The sequence below is a fragment of the Roseburia faecis genome (assembly GCF_001406815.1).
In the GTDB taxonomy this organism is placed as follows: domain Bacteria; phylum Bacillota; class Clostridia; order Lachnospirales; family Lachnospiraceae; genus Roseburia; species Roseburia faecis.
Map to the genome: position 1 here is coordinate 47,333 of NZ_CVRR01000033.1, position 17,833 is coordinate 65,165.

18 protein-coding genes and 2 tRNA genes are annotated in these 17,833 nt (G+C 44.9%); 16 read left to right on the forward strand and 4 right to left on the reverse strand.

Annotated elements, in window-relative coordinates:
• The first annotated feature begins 35 nt into the window (after positions 1-35).
• Positions 36-281 carry a hypothetical protein gene (locus M72_RS10370; RefSeq protein WP_022047109.1) on the forward strand — a complete coding sequence of 82 codons (246 nt, stop codon included), beginning with the start codon at positions 36-38 and terminating at the stop codon, positions 279-281.
• A 32-nt stretch (positions 282-313) separates the two neighbouring features.
• Here the strand turns inward: M72_RS10370 and M72_RS10375 are convergent, their stop codons facing one another.
• Positions 314-757 carry an FMN-binding protein gene (locus M72_RS10375; RefSeq protein WP_055068179.1) on the reverse strand — a complete coding sequence of 148 codons (444 nt, stop codon included), beginning with the start codon at positions 755-757 and terminating at the stop codon, positions 314-316.
• A 179-nt stretch (positions 758-936) separates the two neighbouring features.
• Here M72_RS10375 and M72_RS10380 point away from each other — a divergent pair.
• From M72_RS10380 to M72_RS10390, 3 genes are all read left to right on the forward strand, one after another.
• Positions 937-1,009: transfer RNA gene (locus M72_RS10380), tRNA-Gly, on the forward strand.
• A gap of 23 nt (positions 1,010-1,032) precedes the next feature.
• Positions 1,033-1,105 (forward strand) — tRNA-Gly (locus M72_RS10385).
• Positions 1,106-1,269: 164 nt separating this feature from the next.
• Positions 1,270-1,749 carry a hypothetical protein gene (locus M72_RS10390; RefSeq protein ID WP_022047107.1) on the forward strand — a complete coding sequence of 160 codons (480 nt, stop codon included), beginning with the start codon at positions 1,270-1,272 and terminating at the stop codon, positions 1,747-1,749.
• Between the two features lie 2 nt (positions 1,750-1,751).
• On the opposite strand, the gene M72_RS10395 is transcribed toward M72_RS10390, so the two are convergent.
• Entirely contained in the window at positions 1,752-2,456 is a 705-nt protein-coding gene (locus tag M72_RS10395) for a TVP38/TMEM64 family protein (protein WP_022047106.1), read from the reverse strand.
• 132 nt (positions 2,457-2,588) lie between these two features.
• Between M72_RS10395 and M72_RS10400 the strand changes: the two genes are divergently transcribed.
• The 6 genes from M72_RS10400 (at position 2,589) to ilvN (ending at position 8,135) form a co-directional block, all read left to right on the forward strand.
• Positions 2,589-3,503: a tRNA dihydrouridine synthase gene (locus tag M72_RS10400; RefSeq protein ID WP_055068180.1), complete on the forward strand. Its 915-nt coding sequence runs from the start codon at positions 2,589-2,591 to the stop codon at positions 3,501-3,503.
• Between the two features lie 64 nt (positions 3,504-3,567).
• The gene (thyA, locus tag M72_RS10405) at positions 3,568-4,416 is read left to right on the forward strand and encodes a thymidylate synthase (RefSeq protein WP_022047104.1); all 849 of its coding nucleotides are present in this window, start codon (positions 3,568-3,570) and stop codon (positions 4,414-4,416) included.
• Between the two features lie 20 nt (positions 4,417-4,436).
• The gene (locus M72_RS10410; RefSeq protein WP_055068181.1) at positions 4,437-4,931 is read left to right on the forward strand and encodes a dihydrofolate reductase; all 495 of its coding nucleotides are present in this window, start codon (positions 4,437-4,439) and stop codon (positions 4,929-4,931) included.
• The gene (locus M72_RS10415; RefSeq protein ID WP_022047102.1) at positions 4,931-5,881 is read left to right on the forward strand and encodes an AEC family transporter; all 951 of its coding nucleotides are present in this window, start codon (positions 4,931-4,933) and stop codon (positions 5,879-5,881) included. Before M72_RS10410 ends, M72_RS10415 begins: the two co-directional genes overlap by 1 nt.
• Before the next feature lie 15 nt (positions 5,882-5,896).
• Complete coding sequence (gene ilvB / locus M72_RS10420) at positions 5,897-7,618, forward strand: biosynthetic-type acetolactate synthase large subunit (RefSeq protein WP_055068182.1); 1,722 nt, start codon at positions 5,897-5,899, stop codon at positions 7,616-7,618.
• 19 nt (positions 7,619-7,637) lie between these two features.
• Positions 7,638-8,135 (forward strand): acetolactate synthase small subunit, encoded by a 498-nt coding sequence (gene ilvN, locus M72_RS10425; RefSeq protein ID WP_055068270.1) that lies wholly within the window; start codon positions 7,638-7,640, stop codon positions 8,133-8,135.
• A gap of 65 nt (positions 8,136-8,200) precedes the next feature.
• On the opposite strand, the gene M72_RS10430 is transcribed toward ilvN, so the two are convergent.
• Positions 8,201-8,710, reverse strand: coding sequence for a flavin reductase family protein (locus M72_RS10430; protein ID WP_055068183.1), 510 nt, complete (start codon positions 8,708-8,710; stop codon positions 8,201-8,203).
• Positions 8,711-9,391: 681 nt separating this feature from the next.
• Here M72_RS10430 and M72_RS10435 point away from each other — a divergent pair.
• From M72_RS10435 to M72_RS10450, 4 genes are read left to right on the forward strand one after another with little or no spacing between them, the layout of a single operon-like run.
• Complete coding sequence (locus M72_RS10435; protein WP_055068184.1) at positions 9,392-10,648, forward strand: peptidoglycan-binding protein; 1,257 nt, start codon at positions 9,392-9,394, stop codon at positions 10,646-10,648.
• Between the two features lie 18 nt (positions 10,649-10,666).
• Positions 10,667-11,425: a tRNA pseudouridine(38-40) synthase TruA gene (gene truA / locus M72_RS10440; RefSeq protein ID WP_022046990.1), complete on the forward strand. Its 759-nt coding sequence runs from the start codon at positions 10,667-10,669 to the stop codon at positions 11,423-11,425.
• The gene (gene recJ / locus M72_RS10445; RefSeq protein ID WP_055068185.1) at positions 11,400-13,160 is read left to right on the forward strand and encodes a single-stranded-DNA-specific exonuclease RecJ; all 1,761 of its coding nucleotides are present in this window, start codon (positions 11,400-11,402) and stop codon (positions 13,158-13,160) included. Before truA ends, recJ begins: the two co-directional genes overlap by 26 nt.
• A gap of 55 nt (positions 13,161-13,215) precedes the next feature.
• Positions 13,216-14,166, forward strand: a complete 951-nt coding sequence (locus tag M72_RS10450) for a methyl-accepting chemotaxis domain-containing protein (RefSeq protein WP_055068186.1) — start codon at positions 13,216-13,218, stop codon at positions 14,164-14,166.
• A gap of 50 nt (positions 14,167-14,216) precedes the next feature.
• Here the strand turns inward: M72_RS10450 and M72_RS10455 are convergent, their stop codons facing one another.
• Positions 14,217-14,831: a phosphatase PAP2 family protein gene (locus M72_RS10455; protein WP_243275871.1), complete on the reverse strand. Its 615-nt coding sequence runs from the start codon at positions 14,829-14,831 to the stop codon at positions 14,217-14,219.
• A gap of 289 nt (positions 14,832-15,120) precedes the next feature.
• Here M72_RS10455 and M72_RS10460 point away from each other — a divergent pair, with 289 nt between their 5' ends.
• Both M72_RS10460 and M72_RS10465 read left to right on the forward strand, forming a co-directional pair.
• Positions 15,121-16,725, forward strand: a complete 1,605-nt coding sequence (locus M72_RS10460) for a L,D-transpeptidase family protein (protein WP_055068271.1) — start codon at positions 15,121-15,123, stop codon at positions 16,723-16,725.
• Between the two features lie 95 nt (positions 16,726-16,820).
• Positions 16,821-17,822, forward strand: a complete 1,002-nt coding sequence (locus M72_RS10465) for a LacI family DNA-binding transcriptional regulator (protein WP_055068188.1) — start codon at positions 16,821-16,823, stop codon at positions 17,820-17,822.
• The last annotated feature ends 11 nt before the right edge of the window (positions 17,823-17,833 follow it).

The window sequence follows — 17,833 nt, forward strand, 5'->3', positions numbered from 1 at the left end:
ATAGAACCATCAACAGATTTAGGAGAGAAGGAAATATGAGTCAGGCAAAGGTAGATAAATATAAGAAAGAAAAAGCCAATCGTAAAAAAGAGATGGCAAAGCAGAAAACGGAAAAAATCATTGGTATCATCTGTGGATGTGCAATTTTAGTTGCCATCGTTGGATGGGCCGGTTATACCGGATACAATTATTATGAGGATAATAAGCCGGCACAGACGTATTATACCAATACTTCTGCAGTGTCCAGCTACGTGAGTGGATTAAACACAGAGGCACAATAAGATCTGCTTATCAGATATTTGCATGTGGGGCATCACCGATCGGGTGATGCCTTTTCCAATGCCTCGGATACTGCACCGATGAGCAGACGACAGGTATACTGGTTGTTTTTGGAATATGTAAGATCCGTAAGGGACTGGCTGGAAATAATCTGTTTTGCCAGTTCATCGAGCGTAGGACGGACCAATGGGTACATGGTTTCTACAGTTTCATCCAGATGAACCATGGTGATTTCGTTGATATGGTCTTCGTCGACAGATACCTGCACATCGAACGGATTTCCGTCAATCATGACAGAAGAGGTATAGACACCCGGAACGTACATGGTTTCTACCGCTTCTTTGTCTGCGGACTGTTTGCGGGAACTGCCGAGCAGGATTCCAAGAAAGATCACAAGCAGGATACCAAGTCCTGTGACAATACCTGCAAACACAAGTTTTTTCATATGAAGAACGACAATTCTGGTTTTTGCACTCATTTGTTACCTCCATTTCCAGCTTTGGTATATTCTATGCAGGGAATATCTATTCATGCGTTTAATTTTAAACTTCCCATTGGTATAAATTTTTCAAAATGTATAAAAAATTCAAAAAGTGGTTGACAGAAGAGCATGTATCTGTTATTATCTTATCTGTGCTCACGAGAGAGCTTACATATGCGATAGTGGCGTAGTTGGTAACGCGCGACCTTGCCAAGGTCGAGACCGCGGGTTCGAGCCCCGTCTATCGCTCTCAAAAGTAAATATTTGCATATGCGATAGTGGCGTAGTTGGTAACGCGCGACCTTGCCAAGGTCGAGACCGCGGGTTCGAGCCCCGTCTATCGCTCTTGAAAAAGCAGCTGGAAACATAGAGGATATGGGTTCGGCTGTTTTTCTTTTATCATTCCGCAGGTTTTGTCTATTGTAAAAAGGACGCGTTTTATTTATAATAAAGGCAGGGGTAAAAGAGGGGCAAAAACAAATGAAAACGAGGTTTGGGAGGTGCATCAGATGAAGAGTGCAAGATCGTTTAAAGAGTTCGAAGCACTGAATGGAATCAGCATGGAGGAGGTACTGACAGTGTTTGAGGCAGTGTCAGAAGCATTTCCGATGATTGTGGCAGCAAATCTTACAAAAAATACATATACCATGATCAAGGATGACGGATTTCTGGCAAATGACATGCCGAGCAGTGGAAAATATGATGATCTGATTGATGTCGGGGTGGAAAACATACACCCGAATTACCAGCGTGCGTTTCTGGACAATTTCTCCAGGGAACGTCTGTTACAGATGCTGGGGCAGGGACGGAAAGAAGTCTGCGTCAAGCTGTATCAGAAGGGACGGGGAGATCGCTATCAGTGGGTATCTACACATGTGATCCGTGTGAGGGACAAAGATGGGGATGTGTGTCACGTCTGCATTAATAAATTTCTGGACGAATGCAGCAGTTGTGGAGAACAGCAGAGAGTCTGCCGTGCTCCGTACTGAATTTATTCCTTGTCGTTCTCGGAACCGCTGCCTGTTTTATTGCGGGAGCGGTAAAAGAAAAATCCGCAGATGGACAGGGCGATCATGACGGCAAACATCAGAATGACAAATGTGTAATCCGCTTTGTTTAATGCGTTGCCGCTTAAGACAGAAAGAAAGATTGCCGGCATACGGCCAACTGCACAGATAATGATCCAGTGGGAAAGCTTTATGTCGGTCAGTCCGACGAGATAAGATAACAGGTCTTTGGGAGTTCCGGGTATGAGGAAGAGCAGAAAAATGATGCTCTCCGAACGCCTGGAACTTTTTAATATTTTTACAGATTCTATTTTTTCACGGCTTACAAACAATTCCACAAACTTCATGCCGAAACGGCGCACAAACAGAAAGATGATGACGCTTGCAGTTGTCATGGCAAAATCACAGATCAGTGTACCACGGATTACCCCGAAAGCGTATCCGGCACCAATTTCAAAAGGACCACCGGGAATTACCGCAAGGAGTACCTGCAGGATGTTCATTCCAATAAAACCAAGGACTCCCCATATTCCTTTGTCATTGACCCAGACACGGAATTGTTTGGGATCCGATACAAAATGAACCAGGGGACGCCCGATAAAATATCCGATCAGGATTACAAAAACAATGGTAATGATAGCCAGTATCCGTTTGATTTGTTTTGTCTTTTTCTCGTTGTGATTATCCAAGTCGAACACCTCCTATTTTAAGTTCGTTCTAACCGTAACTATAGGCTTTGGGTGAAAACTTGTCAATTCTTATCGGAAAATCATTTGCTTTTACCGGTAAAATTCTTATAATAGAAAAATGGAGGGAAAATTATGTTATTTTATCTTGCTCCGATGGAGGGAATTACGGGATATATTGTGCGCAATGCTTATGCACATTATTTTCCATATATAGATAAATATTTTACACCGTTTATCCCGGCAGCAAAAAAAATGAGCAAAAAAATAAAGCGGGATCTGGCAGCGGAAAATAATGAGCAGATCCGGCTGGTGCCGCAGCTGATCGGAAACCGTGCCGATGAATTTCTGATGATGATTCGGCAGCTGGAAGATCTGGGATTTACCAGTGTCAATCTTAATTTTGGCTGTCCGTCCGGAACCGTTGTCTCGAAAAGAAAAGGGGCCGGATTTCTGGCAGATCCGAAAGAACTGGAAATGTTGCTGGAAGAAGTGCTGGAGAAAAGTCCGCTTGCGGTATCGGTAAAGACCAGAGTCGGAATCAAAGACCCGGATGAGTGGGAAGCTCTCTGCGGTGTCTATGTAAAGTTTCCGCTGGAAGAACTGATTATTCATCCGCGCCTGCAGAACGATTATTACAGCGGAACACCGCGGATGGAAACATTTGCCCGTGCTCTGGAGCAGATCCATGTGCCGCTCTGTTACAATGGAGATATATGCAGTGTGGAAGATTATAAGAAAGTGACAGCTGCTTTCCCAGCTATTGATCGCATCATGATCGGCAGGGGATTACTGGAAAATCCCGGACTGGTCGGAGAAATCAAAGGAAACCCACCGGCAGATAAAGCCAGGCTGCGGGCGTTCCATGATGAAATTTTAGAGGGATGTCTGGATACTTTCCGTGCGGAAAAAGATGTCGTTTTTCATTTGAAAGAAATCTGGTTTTATCTGACAAAGTCATTTCCGGACAGAGAGAAATATTTAAAGCTGATCCGGAAATGCCAGTCTCTGCAGGAGTATAAACTGATAGTACAGCAGATTTTCTCATAGACATTTTGATAGAATAAGGTATAATGAAAAGTAAAAGTCCAGGACAAGAGATAGGGGATTAACAATGAGTTTAGCAGATAAAATATTTGTAACTATGTGTCAGGATATTCTGGAGAACGGGACAAGTACCGAGGGCGAAAAGGTACGACCGCACTGGGAGGATGGTACAAGTGCCTATACGATCAAAAAATTCGGTGTGGTGAACCGTTATGATCTGTCGAAAGAGTTTCCGGCAATCACACTGCGCAAGACGGCAATCAAGACATGTACGGAGGAAATGCTGTGGATCTGGCAGCGCAAATCCAACAATATCCATGATTTGAACAGTACCGTCTGGGATGAATGGGCAGATGAAAACGGTTCCATCGGAAAAGCGTACGGCTATCAGCTGGCACAGAAACATCAGTATCGTGAGGGAATGATGGATCAGGTGGACCGGGTAATTTATGATCTGAAGAATAATCCGTTCAGCCGCCGGATTCTGACCAATATTTATGTGCATCAGGATCTGCATGAGATGAATCTGTATCCGTGTGCATACAGTATGACCTTTAATGTGACACAGAAACAGGGAGATGACAAACTGACTTTAAATGCAATTTTGAATCAGCGTTCGCAGGATGTGCTTACTGCAAATAACTGGAATGTATGCCAGTATGCGGTGCTGATGCATATGCTGGCACAGGTGTGTGACATGAAAGTGGGAGAACTGGTACATGTCATTGCGGACGCACATATCTATGACCGGCATGTGGAACTGGTAAAAGAGCTGATCACGCGCCAGCAGCATCCGGCACCGAAATTCTGGCTGAATCCGGAGATTAAAGATTTTTATCAGTTTACACCGGATGATATCAAAGTGACCGATTATGTGACCGGTCCGCAGATCAAAAACATTCCGGTGGCAATATAGCAGTCAGGAGGGAGAAAACCATGAATATCATTGCAGCAGTAGATAAAAATTGGGCAATTGGGAAAAATAATGAGCTTCTGGTACGGATTCCGATGGATCAGAAATTTTTCCGGGAGACAACAACCGGGAAAGTTGTCGTGATGGGACGAAAGACGCTGGAGAGTTTTCCGAATGGTATTCCGTTGAAAAACCGCACCAATATTGTGTTGACACATAATCCGGCGTATCAGGTTAAAGATGCGATTGTCGTGCATTCCATGGAAGAGCTGCACAGGGAACTGGAAAAGTATGATACCAATGACGTCTATGTGATTGGCGGACAGAAAATATATGAGCAGCTTTTGGATGAGTGTGATGTTGCACATATTACAAAAATCGACTATGCATATGACGCGGATGCGTATTTCCCGAACCTTGATGAAAAACCGGAGTGGAAAATTACAGCAGACAGTGAAGAACAGACATATTTTGATCTGGAATTTTATTTCTATAAATATGAAAGAGTGCAGAAGTAATGAGTGATTTTATCTTTAGCGTCAATGTCACATTTCCTATTTTTCTGGTGATGGTTATAGGCTGGGTACTGCATCAGATCGGTATGCTGGATGAGCATTTTGTCACCGTGGCAAACCGTTTCAATTTTAAGGTGACACTGCCGTTTATGCTGTTTCGGGATATTGCTTCCGTAGAAATATCAAAAGTATTTGATCTGAAATTTGTATTGTACTGTGCAATTGTCAGCAGTATCTGTTTCTGGGGCATCTGGGGGATCAGTAAATTTGCGGTCAAAGATGACAGTATCCGTGGTGCGTTTGTACAGTCTTCGTTCCGAAGCAGTGCAGCCGTCATGGGAATGGCATTTATCAACAATATTTACGGATCTTCTGCCATGGGTCCGCTGATGATCGTGGGAGCGGTTCCGCTGTACAATGTGTATTCCGTTATTGTACTGACATTTGAGGCGCAGGACGAGGAAGGAAAACGGGATAAGGGAAAAATTAAGCAGGCATTGGTCAATATTGTGAAAAATCCGATTATTGATTCGATTTTTCTGGGACTTATCGTTTCCCTTCTTGGGATTCATTTTCCGACCATTGTCAATAAGACGATTAACTCTGTCGCACAGCTTGCAACACCGCTGGCACTGATTGTGATCGGTGCGGGATTTGAGGGGCGCAAAGCTATCGCAAAGATCAAACCGACGTGCTGGGCAGCTGCCATCAAACTGGTGATCCAGCCACTGGTCTTTTTACCGGTAGCAGCTTATATGGGATTTTCCGGGGAAAAGATTATTGCAATTTTAATTATGCTGGCATCCCCGACAACGCCAAGCTGTTACATCATGGCAAAGAGTATGAAAAATGATGGGGTTCTGACGGCGAGTGTTATTGTTGCAACGACGTTGTTTGCGGCATTTACGCTGACGTTCTGGATCTTTTTACTTCGCACATTTGGACTGATATAGGAGGATATCATTTTTATGGATATTACAGGAAGAAAATTATTCGTAAAGGCTCTGGAGGAAGAAGGGGTAGACACTATCTTTGGGTACCCGGGTGGAACCGTTACGGATTTATTTGATGAATTATATAAGACTGACAGTATCAACCTGATCCTGCCGAGGCATGAGCAGGGACTGATTCATGAGGCAGAAGGATATGCCAAGTCTACCGGACGGGTGGGCGTATGTCTGGTAACGAGCGGACCGGGAGCGACCAATATCATTACCGGACTGGCAGATGCCCATTATGACAGCATTCCGCTGGTATGTTTTACCGGACAGGTGCCGCTTGGACTGATCGGAAACGATGCATTTCAGGAAGTGGACATTGTTGGTATGACGAGAAGCATTACCAAGTATGGTGTGACGGTGCGAAGACGGGAAGACCTCGGAAAGATTATTAAGATGGCATTTTATATCGCCCAGACCGGGAAACCGGGACCGGTACTGATTGATATTCCAAAGGATATCCAGACGGCATCCGGATCGGCAGAGTACCCTTCCCATGTGGATATCCGTGGATATAAGCCGATTCACGGGGTACATATCGGACAGTTGAAGAAAGCTTATAAAATGCTTAAGTCCGCAAAGAAACCTCTGATTCTTGCCGGCGGAGGTGTCAACATCAGCCATGCGGGAGAGAAGCTGAAGAAATTTATGGAAAAAGAAAATGTTCCGGTTGTCACAACAATCATGGGCAAAGGCGCAGTGCCGACCACACATCCGCTGTATATCGGAAACTGTGGAATGCATGGAAAGTACGCAGCCAATATGGCAGTTATGGAATGTGATCTGCTCTTTTCCATCGGTACCCGTTTCAATGACCGGATTACCGGAGATTTAAATGAATTTGCACCGCATGCACAGATTGTACATATTGATGTGGATACGGCTTCCATCTCGCGTAATGTGGTTGTGGATGTGCCGGTGGTTGCAGATGCAGGTGTGGCGCTTGAAAAGCTGTTAGAGTGGGCAGAGAAAAAGGATACGGCAAAGTGGCAGGAACAGATTCACAGGTGGGAGAAAGAGAATCCGCTTGCAATGCGCAGAGACCATGGGATCAGTCCACAGATGATCATGGAGCACATTAATGCACAGTTTCCACACAGTATTTATGTGACGGATGTCGGGCAGCATCAGATGTGGGCAACCCAGTATCTGGAACTGGACGAGCAGAGTCAGCTCATCACATCCGGCGGACTGGGAACGATGGGATTCGGATTTCCGGCCGCAATCGGAGCAAAAATTGCAAATCCAAAGAAACCGGTCGTGTGTATCACGGGAGATGGCGGATTTCAGATGAATATTCAGGAGATGGCAACGGCGGTAACACAGGGTACCGGAATTACGATCTGTCTGCTGAACAATAATTATCTTGGCATGGTCCGCCAGATGCAGGAATTGTTTTATGGAAAGCGTTACAGTGCGACCTGTCTGCGTCGGCGTCCATCCTGTCCGGGTGGATGCAAGGGACCAAATGATCAGTGTCCGGAATATGTTCCGGATTTCGTGAAACTGGCAGAAAGCTATGGAGCATACGGAATCCGTGTAGAGAAGGAAGAAGACATTGATGCAGCGTTTGCGGAGGCAAAGAAGCATACGGATGCACCGACGATCATTGAATTTATGATTGCCACCGATGAACTGGTACTTCCGATGGTAAAGAGCGGAAATCCGATGAGTGAAATGATTTTAAAATAGGAGGAAAGCAATGTCTGAAATGAAAAAGCGCTGGATTGCATTGTATGTAGAAAATGATGTAGGTGTACTTGCGAAGGTTTCCGGACTGTTTTCCGGAAAATCCTACAATTTACAGTCACTGACGGTTGGTACGACGGAAGATGAGACGGTTTCCCGTATGACGATCAGTGTGGAGAGTGATGATATCACGTTTGAGCAGATCAAAAAGCAGTTAAATCGTATGGTTGAGGTAATCAAGGTGATCGACCTGACAAATGTTCCGCTTCGGTTAAAAGAGCTGATGTTTGTCAAGATTATGGAACTGAATGAGACACAGATGACGGAAGTGTTTCAGATTGCCCAGGCCATGCGTGTGGATGTGGTGGATATCGGAATCGGCAGTGTTATGCTTGAGTGCAGAAGAACAGAGCAGAAACATGACGATCTGATTGCCATCTTAAAGAAAAAGTTTAAGCATATTTCCGTTGTGCGCGGAGGTTCGGTTGCTATCGAATCAATCAGCACAGAGTGCAGATAAAAATGCTGCCCGTGGTGGTCTTTGGCCACTGCGGACAGCGTTTTTAAATGAAAGGACCGTTAAGATTAACGGGCAGTTACTTCGACAATCTCTCCGACATACATCATATGCATATCGTGATCGCTGTACCATTTATCCATCAGTGTGGAATCGGTAAAACTGTCTTCGCTGACCGGTACGGCAGCCATCTTTCTGCATAAAAATACCAGATTGGCTTCATCCGGATAAGGAATGTCATGCCGGAATGCCTTTGTCAGTCCGGCAGCGGCGAATTTGTCTTCTTCTCCGCGGCCACTGTGACTGCCGCAGTAATTTAACGCATCGCGGTAGTCTTCATTCAGGAAAGACAAAGAGAACAGATCTCCGTTGTCTAAAAATTCTTTGGTATAGCGGGAATCACGGATAAAAATAAATACAACGTTTTTTCCCCAGAGGACGCCTACACCTCCCCAGCTGACGGTCATAGTGTTGCATCTGGTTTTGTCTCCGGCGGAAACTAAAGCCCATTCTTTTCCTATTTTGGTAAATGGATTGAATTCCATCTTATCGATTGGATATGGTTGAAATGTGTGCATAACAAGCCTCCTTTTTTATTGTTTTGTATTTAGGCGATTGCGAAACGCTCTTCTGCGCCTGCCGCCGCTTACACGGTCGGACGCGCTTTTTAGACAGAATTGCTGAATTTACAGAAATCCGCTTCTGCCTTAATTTTTGTGTCCGGGCATCGCTTCGACTGTTTCTGCGGTCTGTCGGTCTGCCGGGGACACCGTTCGCGAATTTCTGGTCTGCCTAAGAGGAAACCTTCGAAACGTTTATTACGCCCACTCCCCATTTGTCTTGATATATATTTTGTTTTAAACATTTTACCCTGTGACTGCGCAAATAGAACCGTGGGCGCGCTTATTCGAAGCTTCCCTCTAAGGCAGACACGAACCCGCTCAGACGGTGTCCCCGGCAGACCGACAGACCGCAGAAACTGTTGAACGTTGGACGGACAGCAAATCATCGAAAAAGGCAGAAGCAGATTCCTGTAAATTCGTAATTCTGGATAATTGCGCGTCCGACCGTGTAAGCGGCGGCAGGCGCAGAAGAGCGTTTCGCAATCGCCTGATTTATTTTATGTATCAACAGTATAACAGTGTAACCTTTTTTTTACAAGATGCATACTATGAATCAAATGCAGCTGTCTGGAACTGTTTGATGCCACTGCGAAGAAACGTGGCAGGTTTTCTGGCAGGAAGAGAGGGAGATCATGTATGGATCAGAATAGAGTGGAAAATCAGGTGGATGAGGGAACGCTTCAGATTCACCTGACAAATGCTTCGACGGGAATTCCGGTGAAAGGAGCAAGGATTACCATATCTTATACGGGAGGTCCGCAGCAGGTGCTGGAGGAGGTGGATACCGACGATTCTGGAAACACTGAGAAGATTACGCTTGATGCTCCTCCACTGGAGTACTCCATGGAGCCGGGTGAAAACCAGCCATATGCGGAATATACGATCAAGGTGCAGGCCACAGGCTATCGGGACATTACGGTTTCGGCGATCAATATCCTGTCCGGGGAAGATGCGACGCAGGAAGTGGTAATGGAGGCACAGGATGCGCCGGGCGATCCGATTGATACGATCGTGATTGATGCACATACCCTGTATGGAGAATATCCACCGAAAATTCCGGAGAGTGAGATTAAGACGGTGGAAGAAACCGGAGAAATTGTCTTAAGCCGTGTAGTAATTCCGGAATATGTTGTGGTACATGACGGAGCACCGGGAGATTCCACAGCTCCGAATTATTATGTGCGCTATCGTGATTATATTAAAAATGTAGCTTCCAGTGAAATCTATGCGACCTGGCCGGATGCCACAATCCGTGCCAATGTGCTGGCTATTATGTCATTTACTTTAAACCGGGTTTATACGGAATGGTACCGGGGCAAAGGGTATGTGTTTACCATCACATCTTCCACGGCATACGATCACAAATTTATTTACGGAAGAAATTTCTTCCAGAGTATTTCACAGGTAGTGGATGAAATGTTTGAAAATTATCTGTCCCGGCCAAATGTCCGTCAGCCAATTCTGACACAGTACTGTGACGGACAGAGAGTGACCTGTCCGGACTGGATGTCGCAGTGGGGAAGCAAATATCTGGGTGATCAGGGATATTCTGCCATTGATATTCTGCGCAGTTATTACGGAAATGATATGTATATTAATTCCGCGGAGGGAATTTCCGGGATTCCGGCATCCTGGCCGGGATATGATCTGGGCGTGGGAGCAAGCGGACCAAAGGTACGTCAGCTGCAGGAACAGCTGGCAAGAATTTCGCGTGCTTATCCGGCGATACCGACGATTACGGCGGACGGAGTTTACGGATCAAGGACGAGGGAAGCGGTGGAAAAGTTTCAGTCGGTTTTCGGACTTCCGGTAACCGGTATTGTGGACTATCCGACCTGGTATAAAATTTCAGATATTTATGTTGCGGTTTCCCGTATCGCAGAACTTGTATAAAAGAGAGGAAAAATACGGATGAAAAATTATAAAATTACCGTGTCATATGATGGCACCAGATATAAAGGATGGCAGGTATTAAAAAGCACCGATGCAACCATACAGGGAAAGCTGCAGATGGTGCTTTCGGCGCTTGCCGGGCATCCGGTGGAAGTGATCGGTTCCGGAAGAACCGATGCCGGAGTTCATGCAATCGGGCAGGTGGCTAATTTCCATCTGGACGAACATTTTTCGGCAGAGGAAATTTTTGAAGATCTGAACCGGCACCTTCCGGAAGATATCGCAGTGACAAAAATAAAGGAGGTCGATGACCGGTTTCACAGCAGATATCAGGCTGTGGAAAAGACCTACCGTTACCGGATACGGACAAGTCCGGTGCCGAATGTATTTGAACGAAAATTTTTGTATCAGTATGGACAAACGCTTGATGTGGATAAAATGAAAAAAGCGGCACAGGCACTTGTGGGAACGCATGATTTTGCTTCTTTTTGCGGAAACCGTCATATGAAAAAATCAACGGTCCGTACCATTTTTTCCATTGATCTGGTGGAAAGAGACGGTGAGATTGAGATCCTGTATTGTGGCAATGGATTTTTACAGAACATGGTAAGGATTCTCACGGGAACATTGATTGAAGTGGGAAGAGGCGAACGGGCTCCGGAAAGTATGCCGGCACTTCTTAAGGCAAAGGAACGGAAGCAGGCGGGCTATACGGCACCGCCGCAGGGATTACGATTGGAGAAAGTGACATATGAGACAATGGATGGTCGCTGCTAAAAAAGCGGATTTTTATGCGATTGCAGAGAAATTTCATGTGGATCCGGTTGTGGCAAGGATTATCAGAAACCGCGAGGTAATCGGAGAAAAAAATATCCGGATTTATCTGGGTGGGAACCTTTCGGACCTGTCAGATCCGCATCAGATGAAAGATATGGACCGGCTGGTGGAGATTCTTGCACAAAAGATCCGGAAACAGGCGCATATCCGGATTATCGGCGATTATGATGTGGATGGTGTGACTTCCTCCCATCTGTTTCTGACGGCTTTGCGGCGTGTGGGAGCAAAAGTGGACGTGGTTATTCCACACCGGATACAGGACGGATATGGGCTGAGCCTGCATTTATTACAACAGGCGAAAGAAGATGGTGTGGATACAATTCTGACCTGTGATAACGGTATTGCCGCTATCGATGAGATTGCGTGGGCAAAAGCACAGAAAATGACAGTACTTGTGACCGACCACCATGCAGTCCCGTTTGAAGAACATGAGGGCAGAAGAACAGAGAAAAAGAGTCTGGCAGATGCCGTGGTAAATCCGCATCAGCAGGACTGCAGGTATCCGTATAAAGAGCTGTGCGGCGCCGGTGTGGCATGGAATGTCATCCGTGTATTGTATGAAAATTATGATATGGACAAAAGAGAAGCGGAAGATCTGCTGGATTTTGTTGCTATGGCAACTGTCTGTGATGTCATGTCGCTCACCGGGGAAAACCGTATCCTGGTAAAAGAGGGATTAAAGAGAATCCGTCATACGAAAAACATCGGATTGCAGGCACTTATGCAGGCATGCAATGTACAGCCGGAGAATATCAGTGCATACCATTTTGGTTATGTCTTAGGACCATGTGTCAATGCAACCGGCAGACTTGACACGGCAAGGCATGCCCTTCGGCTGTTTGAGACCGGGCAGGAAACGGAGGCAGAAGAGATTGCCCGGGATCTGGTTGATCTGAATCAGGAACGCAAGGAGTTGACACTGCAGGGCGTGGAAATGGCAAAGAAACTCTGTGAGGAAGGTGGATATGAGAATGATCCGGTACTTGTTCTGTTTCTGCCGGATGTCCACGAAAGCATTGCAGGACTGATTGCCGGAAGAATCCGGGAAATGTATAACCGGCCGGTATTTGTGCTGACGCGGGGAGAAGAGGGAGTCAAAGGCAGCGGAAGATCGACTGAAAATTATTCCATGTATGAAAATATGTGTGGATGTGCGGAACTGTTTACAAAATTTGGCGGACATCCGATGGCGGCAGGGTTATCCCTTCCAGAAGAAAATGTGGAAAAATTCCGCAGAAAAATTAATGAAAACTGTCCGCTTACGGTGGAGGAAGTCTGCCCGGATATTCACATTGACATGGCCATGCCGGTGGGATATGCGAGTACGGAACTGGTCCATCAGTTTGCACTTTTGGAGCCGTTTGGAAAAGACAATCCATCTCCACTGTTTGCAGACCGGAATCTGTCCATCAGCCGCATGTGGGTGATAGGAAAGAACCGGAATGTTCTTCGGATGAGTGTTCTTTCGGAATACGGACAGCCGGTTCCGGTTATTTTCTTTGGGGATGTGGAGACGTTGTTTGCATATTTTACCGAAAAGTTTGGTCAAAAAGAGGTGGAGAATGCGCTGCATGGCAGAAAAAACCGGATTTTATTTTCTATGGTGTATACAGCAAAGATTGATTTTTATCAGGGAAATGAAAATCTGCAGCTTGAGATGAAATATTATCGCTGATTCCATTGAAAAAACGGGAAAGAAATTGTAAAATAAATGCAATGGAGGGCAAGTAATGTTCGGAAAAAAGAAACAAAAACAGGAAACACTGGTACGGATGAGAAACCTGGCACAGCTGGATGAAGGCTTTTTTGCCCATATGAAGGACGGAAAAGATATGTTTGATGCAACCGCAAGGGAAATCAGAGAAACATATCAGCAGCTGGGAGCCGGAATCACCCAGATACAGGAAAATATAAAAGAAGCATCACAAATGGCAGCAGACAACGGAGAAAAGGAGCAGGAGCTGACCGGACAGCTGGCGTCATATCAGGAGCAGGAAGTACAGTCATCGGAAAAAAGAGAGCAGATGCTGCAGAATTTTGCACAGATCGAACAGGAGATGGCACAGCTGGTGGAGGAAAACAAACATTTCACCACGCCATCCAAATTCCTGAACGAATTTCCGGTTGCACTCAAGGCGGAAAATGAAAAGACCCGAGAGGAACTGGAAAAGATGCAGGATTGCGGAAAGCAGATGGGAGTGCTTGCCCTCAATGCGGCGATTGAAGCCGGGCGTATGGGAGAGGGAGGAAAACAGTTTGTTACGGCGGCAGAAACGATCCGTGTATCTGCGGGAACGTATGATGAGCTGATTGATCAGGCACATAAGAGGCTGGCAGATTCGGATGAAAGAATTGCAGAGCTGGAAGAGCAGGTACACCGGATGGTTACATTGCTGAAAGAAAACAATGTGGCAATGACCAAACTGATGAAATCCTGTCAGGAGGCTGCGCGTCAGGCACAGGAATGGAATCGTTTAAAACCATGTCCAAATTTCAAAGAGATGGAAAACCAGATTGTTGTGCTTCGCAATGCAGATGAGGAAATTGCCAAATCCGAGGAACGCAACCGGATGCAGATGGAGGATTTTACAGAAGAAATGGAGAGTCAGAAGAAAAATTTTGATGAACTTCTTCAATCCATGGAAACCGTGTACCGGCATGCGGCAGAACGCAAAAAATAAAAGGAAAAAGAAAAAAGAAAAGGAGCTGACCAGAGAGGCCAGCTCTTTTATTATTCCACAGAAAAATTGTTATCGGTTTTGGATGAGGTGGCGGCAGCTTTAGCACGCGCCCAGTTGTGGCGGTAAACCACATGGTACATGACTGCGGCAAGAACAAATGCACAACATACATCAAAGAAAGAATGCTGTTTGATAAACATCGTTGCCAGAATGATGCTGACCGTCAGAATCAGTGTCAGGAGACAGACCAGCTTGTTTTTGCGCAGCTTTTTATTGTGTGTCACCGCAAGATAAATGCCGAGCGAATTATATACATGGATACTCGGAAACAGATTCGTCGGAGTATCACCGGCATATAGGCGTTCACAGAGCATGGTGCACAGATTGTGGTGTGTGAAATAGGTCGGACGCAGATACTGACCGTTCGGGTATACCGTGGAGATGATTAAAAAGATTGTCATTCCGGTAAACAAAAACGCACACAATTTATAGTAATCTGTTTTATTATGTAATGCCATATAGGCGATGCCCCATCCGACAAAAGGAAACCAGAGCAGATAAGGGATGACAAAGTATTCACAAAACGGAATATAATCATCAATCGGTACATGGATGACATGAAAATGTGTCGTGACGGTTTTTTCTACATAGTTAAACCATGCCATGTACACGAAAAAATATAACAAAATCCATAAATGTTTATATTTTTCATAATATTTTCGGAACACAAACGTCCGCTTACTTTTGGTTTCCGGCAACATAAATACTCCTTTTATATTTGTGTGCAGATCTTTTTTCTTTTGTTCTGAAACTGATTATAGCACGGGGAAAAAAACACGACAATATAAAACCCGCAATGTTCATAAAACTTTAAAAATTTGGCACATTGACAACCTCTTGTGCTTTTGTATAATACAATAGTGACGGAGGATAAGAATTTTGAAAAAAGCACGAATGAAAAGAAAACAGAGAAGAAAACTGATATGGATGGTGGCAGGACTGGCCGTTCTTTTGTATCTGGGACTGGCCGTTTATTTCCACAATCACTTTTTCCCGAAAACGACATTAAATGGAAGAAAAGCGGGAGGGTATACCGCGCAGAAAGTGATGGATGAGATTACGGAAGAAATCCATTCCTACCAGTTAAAGATAGCAACAAGAGACAAGCATACAGAAAAAATTTCCGGACAGGATATTTCGCTGGAACCACAGTGGGGAGACGAAATAACAGAGCTGGTACACGCACAGAATATGTTTGCATGGCCGGTAAAAATTTTCCAGAAACAGACATTGAAAAATACAACACTTGTCGACTATGACAAAGATAAGCTGCAGACACAGATCGATGCATTGGACTGTATGGATGCAGACAAACAGACGGCACCGGAGAATGCTTCGGTTTCTTCTTATGATAAGACGGAAGGATTTACCGTGGTTGGGTGCGTCATGGGAACGACCATTGATGCAGAGAAAATGTATCAGGCAGTGCAGGAGGCGGTGGAAGGATTAAAAGAGAACCTCTCTCTGGAAAAAGCCGGCGTTTATGAAGATCCGACGGTTTTAGATGATGATGAGAATCTGGTAAAAGCCGTAAAGAAAATGAACGGGTATGCAAAGACAAAGATTACATTTACCGTGGGAGATTCCAAAGAGGTACTCGATGCTTCCGTATTTGGTGACTGGTTCCGGTTAAATAAAAAGTTAAAACCGGTACTGGACCAGGAGTGTGTAAAAGCATACGTCAGTGATCTTGCAAAAAAATATAATACCTGTTACAGTGCCAAAACGTTAAAGACTTCTTACGGAAAGACGGTTACGATTCCGGAGAGCCATTATGGATGGAAGATTGATACGGAAAAGGAAATCGCCCAGATTACGAGTGAGATCAAAGCCGGGAAAACAGTGGAAAGAGAACTGAATTATTCCATGACAGCCAATTCCCATGGGAAAAATGATTATGGCGATTCTTACGTTGAGATCAATCTGACGGCACAGCATATGTTCTTATATAAAGATGGAAAACTGGTGATTGATTCGGATTTTGTATCAGGAAATGTATCGAAAAATAATGCGACACCGACCGGTGCATATGGCGTGACATATACCGAGAAAAATGCAACTTTGCGCGGAGAAAACTATGAGACGCCGGTTACATACTGGATGCCTTTTGCGGGAAATGTCGGTATGCATGATGCCTATTGGCGCAGCAAGTTCGGAGGAAGTATTTATAAATATGCAGGATCACATGGCTGCATCAATCTTCCGCCGGAAGTCGCAAAGGTAGTATTTGAAAATGTTAAGAAGAATTATCCGGTGCTGGTGTATGAACTTCCTGGAACGGAAAGTACCGATGCAACAGATAAGGGAGAAGCAAAAAAGGTCGTAAAACTGATTGACGCACTCGGAACCATTACAAAGGATTCCAAAGAAGCGGTGCAAAAGGCAAGGAATGCGTATGATAAACTGACTGCCAATGATAAGGTGTATGTCACAAATTATGATAAATTAAAGAAAGCAGAAGAAAAATTACAAAAATTGCAGAAAAATTCAAAGGAATAGGGGATACTTGACAAAATTGATAAAAAACTGCAAAATGTAACTGCGCAACCGTTTAACATGCAATGGATGCATAGGTGTGCAGTTAGGAGAAGAATATGAAAAAGGGAAATGTAATCACCATTTCGGATGTTGCGGAAGCACTTGGCGTTTCCAAAACGACAGTCAGCCGGGCAATATCCGGAAAGGGAAGAATCGGTGAGGCAACAAGGCAAAAAGTCTTGGCTTATATAGAGGAGCATGATTATAAACCGAATGTAATTGCAAGAGGACTTGCACAGTCAAAAACATTCAATCTCTGCGTGGTTATGCCGGAGGATTATGCACTGGTAGATCTTCCGTTTTTTCAGGAAGTCATTACAGGAATTCAGGAAATTGCAGGAATGAATGAGTACGACATTCTGTTGTGTATCTGTCAGGAAAATGATATTACAGGTCTTGAACGCGTCGTGAGAAACCGCAAGGTGGACGGGATTGTGCTGCTGCGGACATTTTTAAAAGACCCGCAGATTGAACTGCTTCTGGAGAAAAAAATTCCGTTTGTTACAACCGGTAGTACCGCATACCGTAAAGTTAAACAGGTGGACAATGACCAGCAGAGCGCCTGCCGCGAACTGACATCTATTTTACTGATGCGCCAGATGAAGCATATCGCTCTGCTCGGAGGAAGTGAATCTTTCGTAGTCAACCAGAACCGGTATAAAGGATACCAGCAGGCATATCAGGAAGCGGGAAGAGAAGTGGAAGAAACGCTTGTTTACCGGAATTTGGAGAGCTGTGCCTTTATGGATCGTGCAGTGGAAGAAGTGCTGGAAAAAGGGGCGGATTGTATTGTCTGCATGGATGATGCCATCTGCATACAGGTACTTCGCAAGCTGCGGCAGGAACACATAAAAGTGCCGCAGGATATCCGTGTGGCATCGTTTTACAACAGTTCCGTGCTCGAGAACAATATACCATCGATCACTTCGTTGTCTTTCAATGCGAGAGAACTCGGAATGGAAGCCTGTAAGAATCTGCTGGCGCAGATTGAAGGGGAGACGGTACCGGATCGGACACTGTTGTCGTATGAAGTAGTACTTAAAGAATCCACAAAATAAAAATTCAAAGA

Excerpts from the sequence above, each read along its gene's own strand:
- M72_RS10370 (WP_022047109.1), top strand. The coding sequence starts at position 36 with ATGAGTCAGGCAAAGGTAGATAAATATAAGAAAGAAAAAGCCAATCGT.
- M72_RS10375 (WP_055068179.1), bottom strand. The coding sequence starts at position 757 with ATGAGTGCAAAAACCAGAATTGTCGTTCTTCATATGAAAAAACTTGTG.
- M72_RS10390 (WP_022047107.1), top strand. The coding sequence starts at position 1,270 with ATGAAGAGTGCAAGATCGTTTAAAGAGTTCGAAGCACTGAATGGAATC.
- M72_RS10400 (WP_055068180.1), top strand. The coding sequence starts at position 2,589 with ATGTTATTTTATCTTGCTCCGATGGAGGGAATTACGGGATATATTGTG.
- thyA (WP_022047104.1), top strand. The coding sequence starts at position 3,568 with ATGAGTTTAGCAGATAAAATATTTGTAACTATGTGTCAGGATATTCTG.
- M72_RS10410 (WP_055068181.1), top strand. The coding sequence starts at position 4,437 with ATGAATATCATTGCAGCAGTAGATAAAAATTGGGCAATTGGGAAAAAT.
- M72_RS10415 (WP_022047102.1), top strand. The coding sequence starts at position 4,931 with ATGAGTGATTTTATCTTTAGCGTCAATGTCACATTTCCTATTTTTCTG.
- ilvB (WP_055068182.1), top strand. The coding sequence starts at position 5,897 with ATGGATATTACAGGAAGAAAATTATTCGTAAAGGCTCTGGAGGAAGAA.
- ilvN (WP_055068270.1), top strand. The coding sequence starts at position 7,638 with ATGAAAAAGCGCTGGATTGCATTGTATGTAGAAAATGATGTAGGTGTA.
- M72_RS10430 (WP_055068183.1), bottom strand. The coding sequence starts at position 8,710 with ATGCACACATTTCAACCATATCCAATCGATAAGATGGAATTCAATCCA.
- M72_RS10435 (WP_055068184.1), top strand. The coding sequence starts at position 9,392 with ATGGATCAGAATAGAGTGGAAAATCAGGTGGATGAGGGAACGCTTCAG.
- truA (WP_022046990.1), top strand. The coding sequence starts at position 10,667 with ATGAAAAATTATAAAATTACCGTGTCATATGATGGCACCAGATATAAA.
- recJ (WP_055068185.1), top strand. The coding sequence starts at position 11,400 with ATGAGACAATGGATGGTCGCTGCTAAAAAAGCGGATTTTTATGCGATT.
- M72_RS10450 (WP_055068186.1), top strand. The coding sequence starts at position 13,216 with ATGTTCGGAAAAAAGAAACAAAAACAGGAAACACTGGTACGGATGAGA.
- M72_RS10455 (WP_243275871.1), bottom strand. The coding sequence starts at position 14,831 with ATGGCATGGTTTAACTATGTAGAAAAAACCGTCACGACACATTTTCAT.
- M72_RS10460 (WP_055068271.1), top strand. The coding sequence starts at position 15,121 with ATGAAAAGAAAACAGAGAAGAAAACTGATATGGATGGTGGCAGGACTG.
- M72_RS10465 (WP_055068188.1), top strand. The coding sequence starts at position 16,821 with ATGAAAAAGGGAAATGTAATCACCATTTCGGATGTTGCGGAAGCACTT.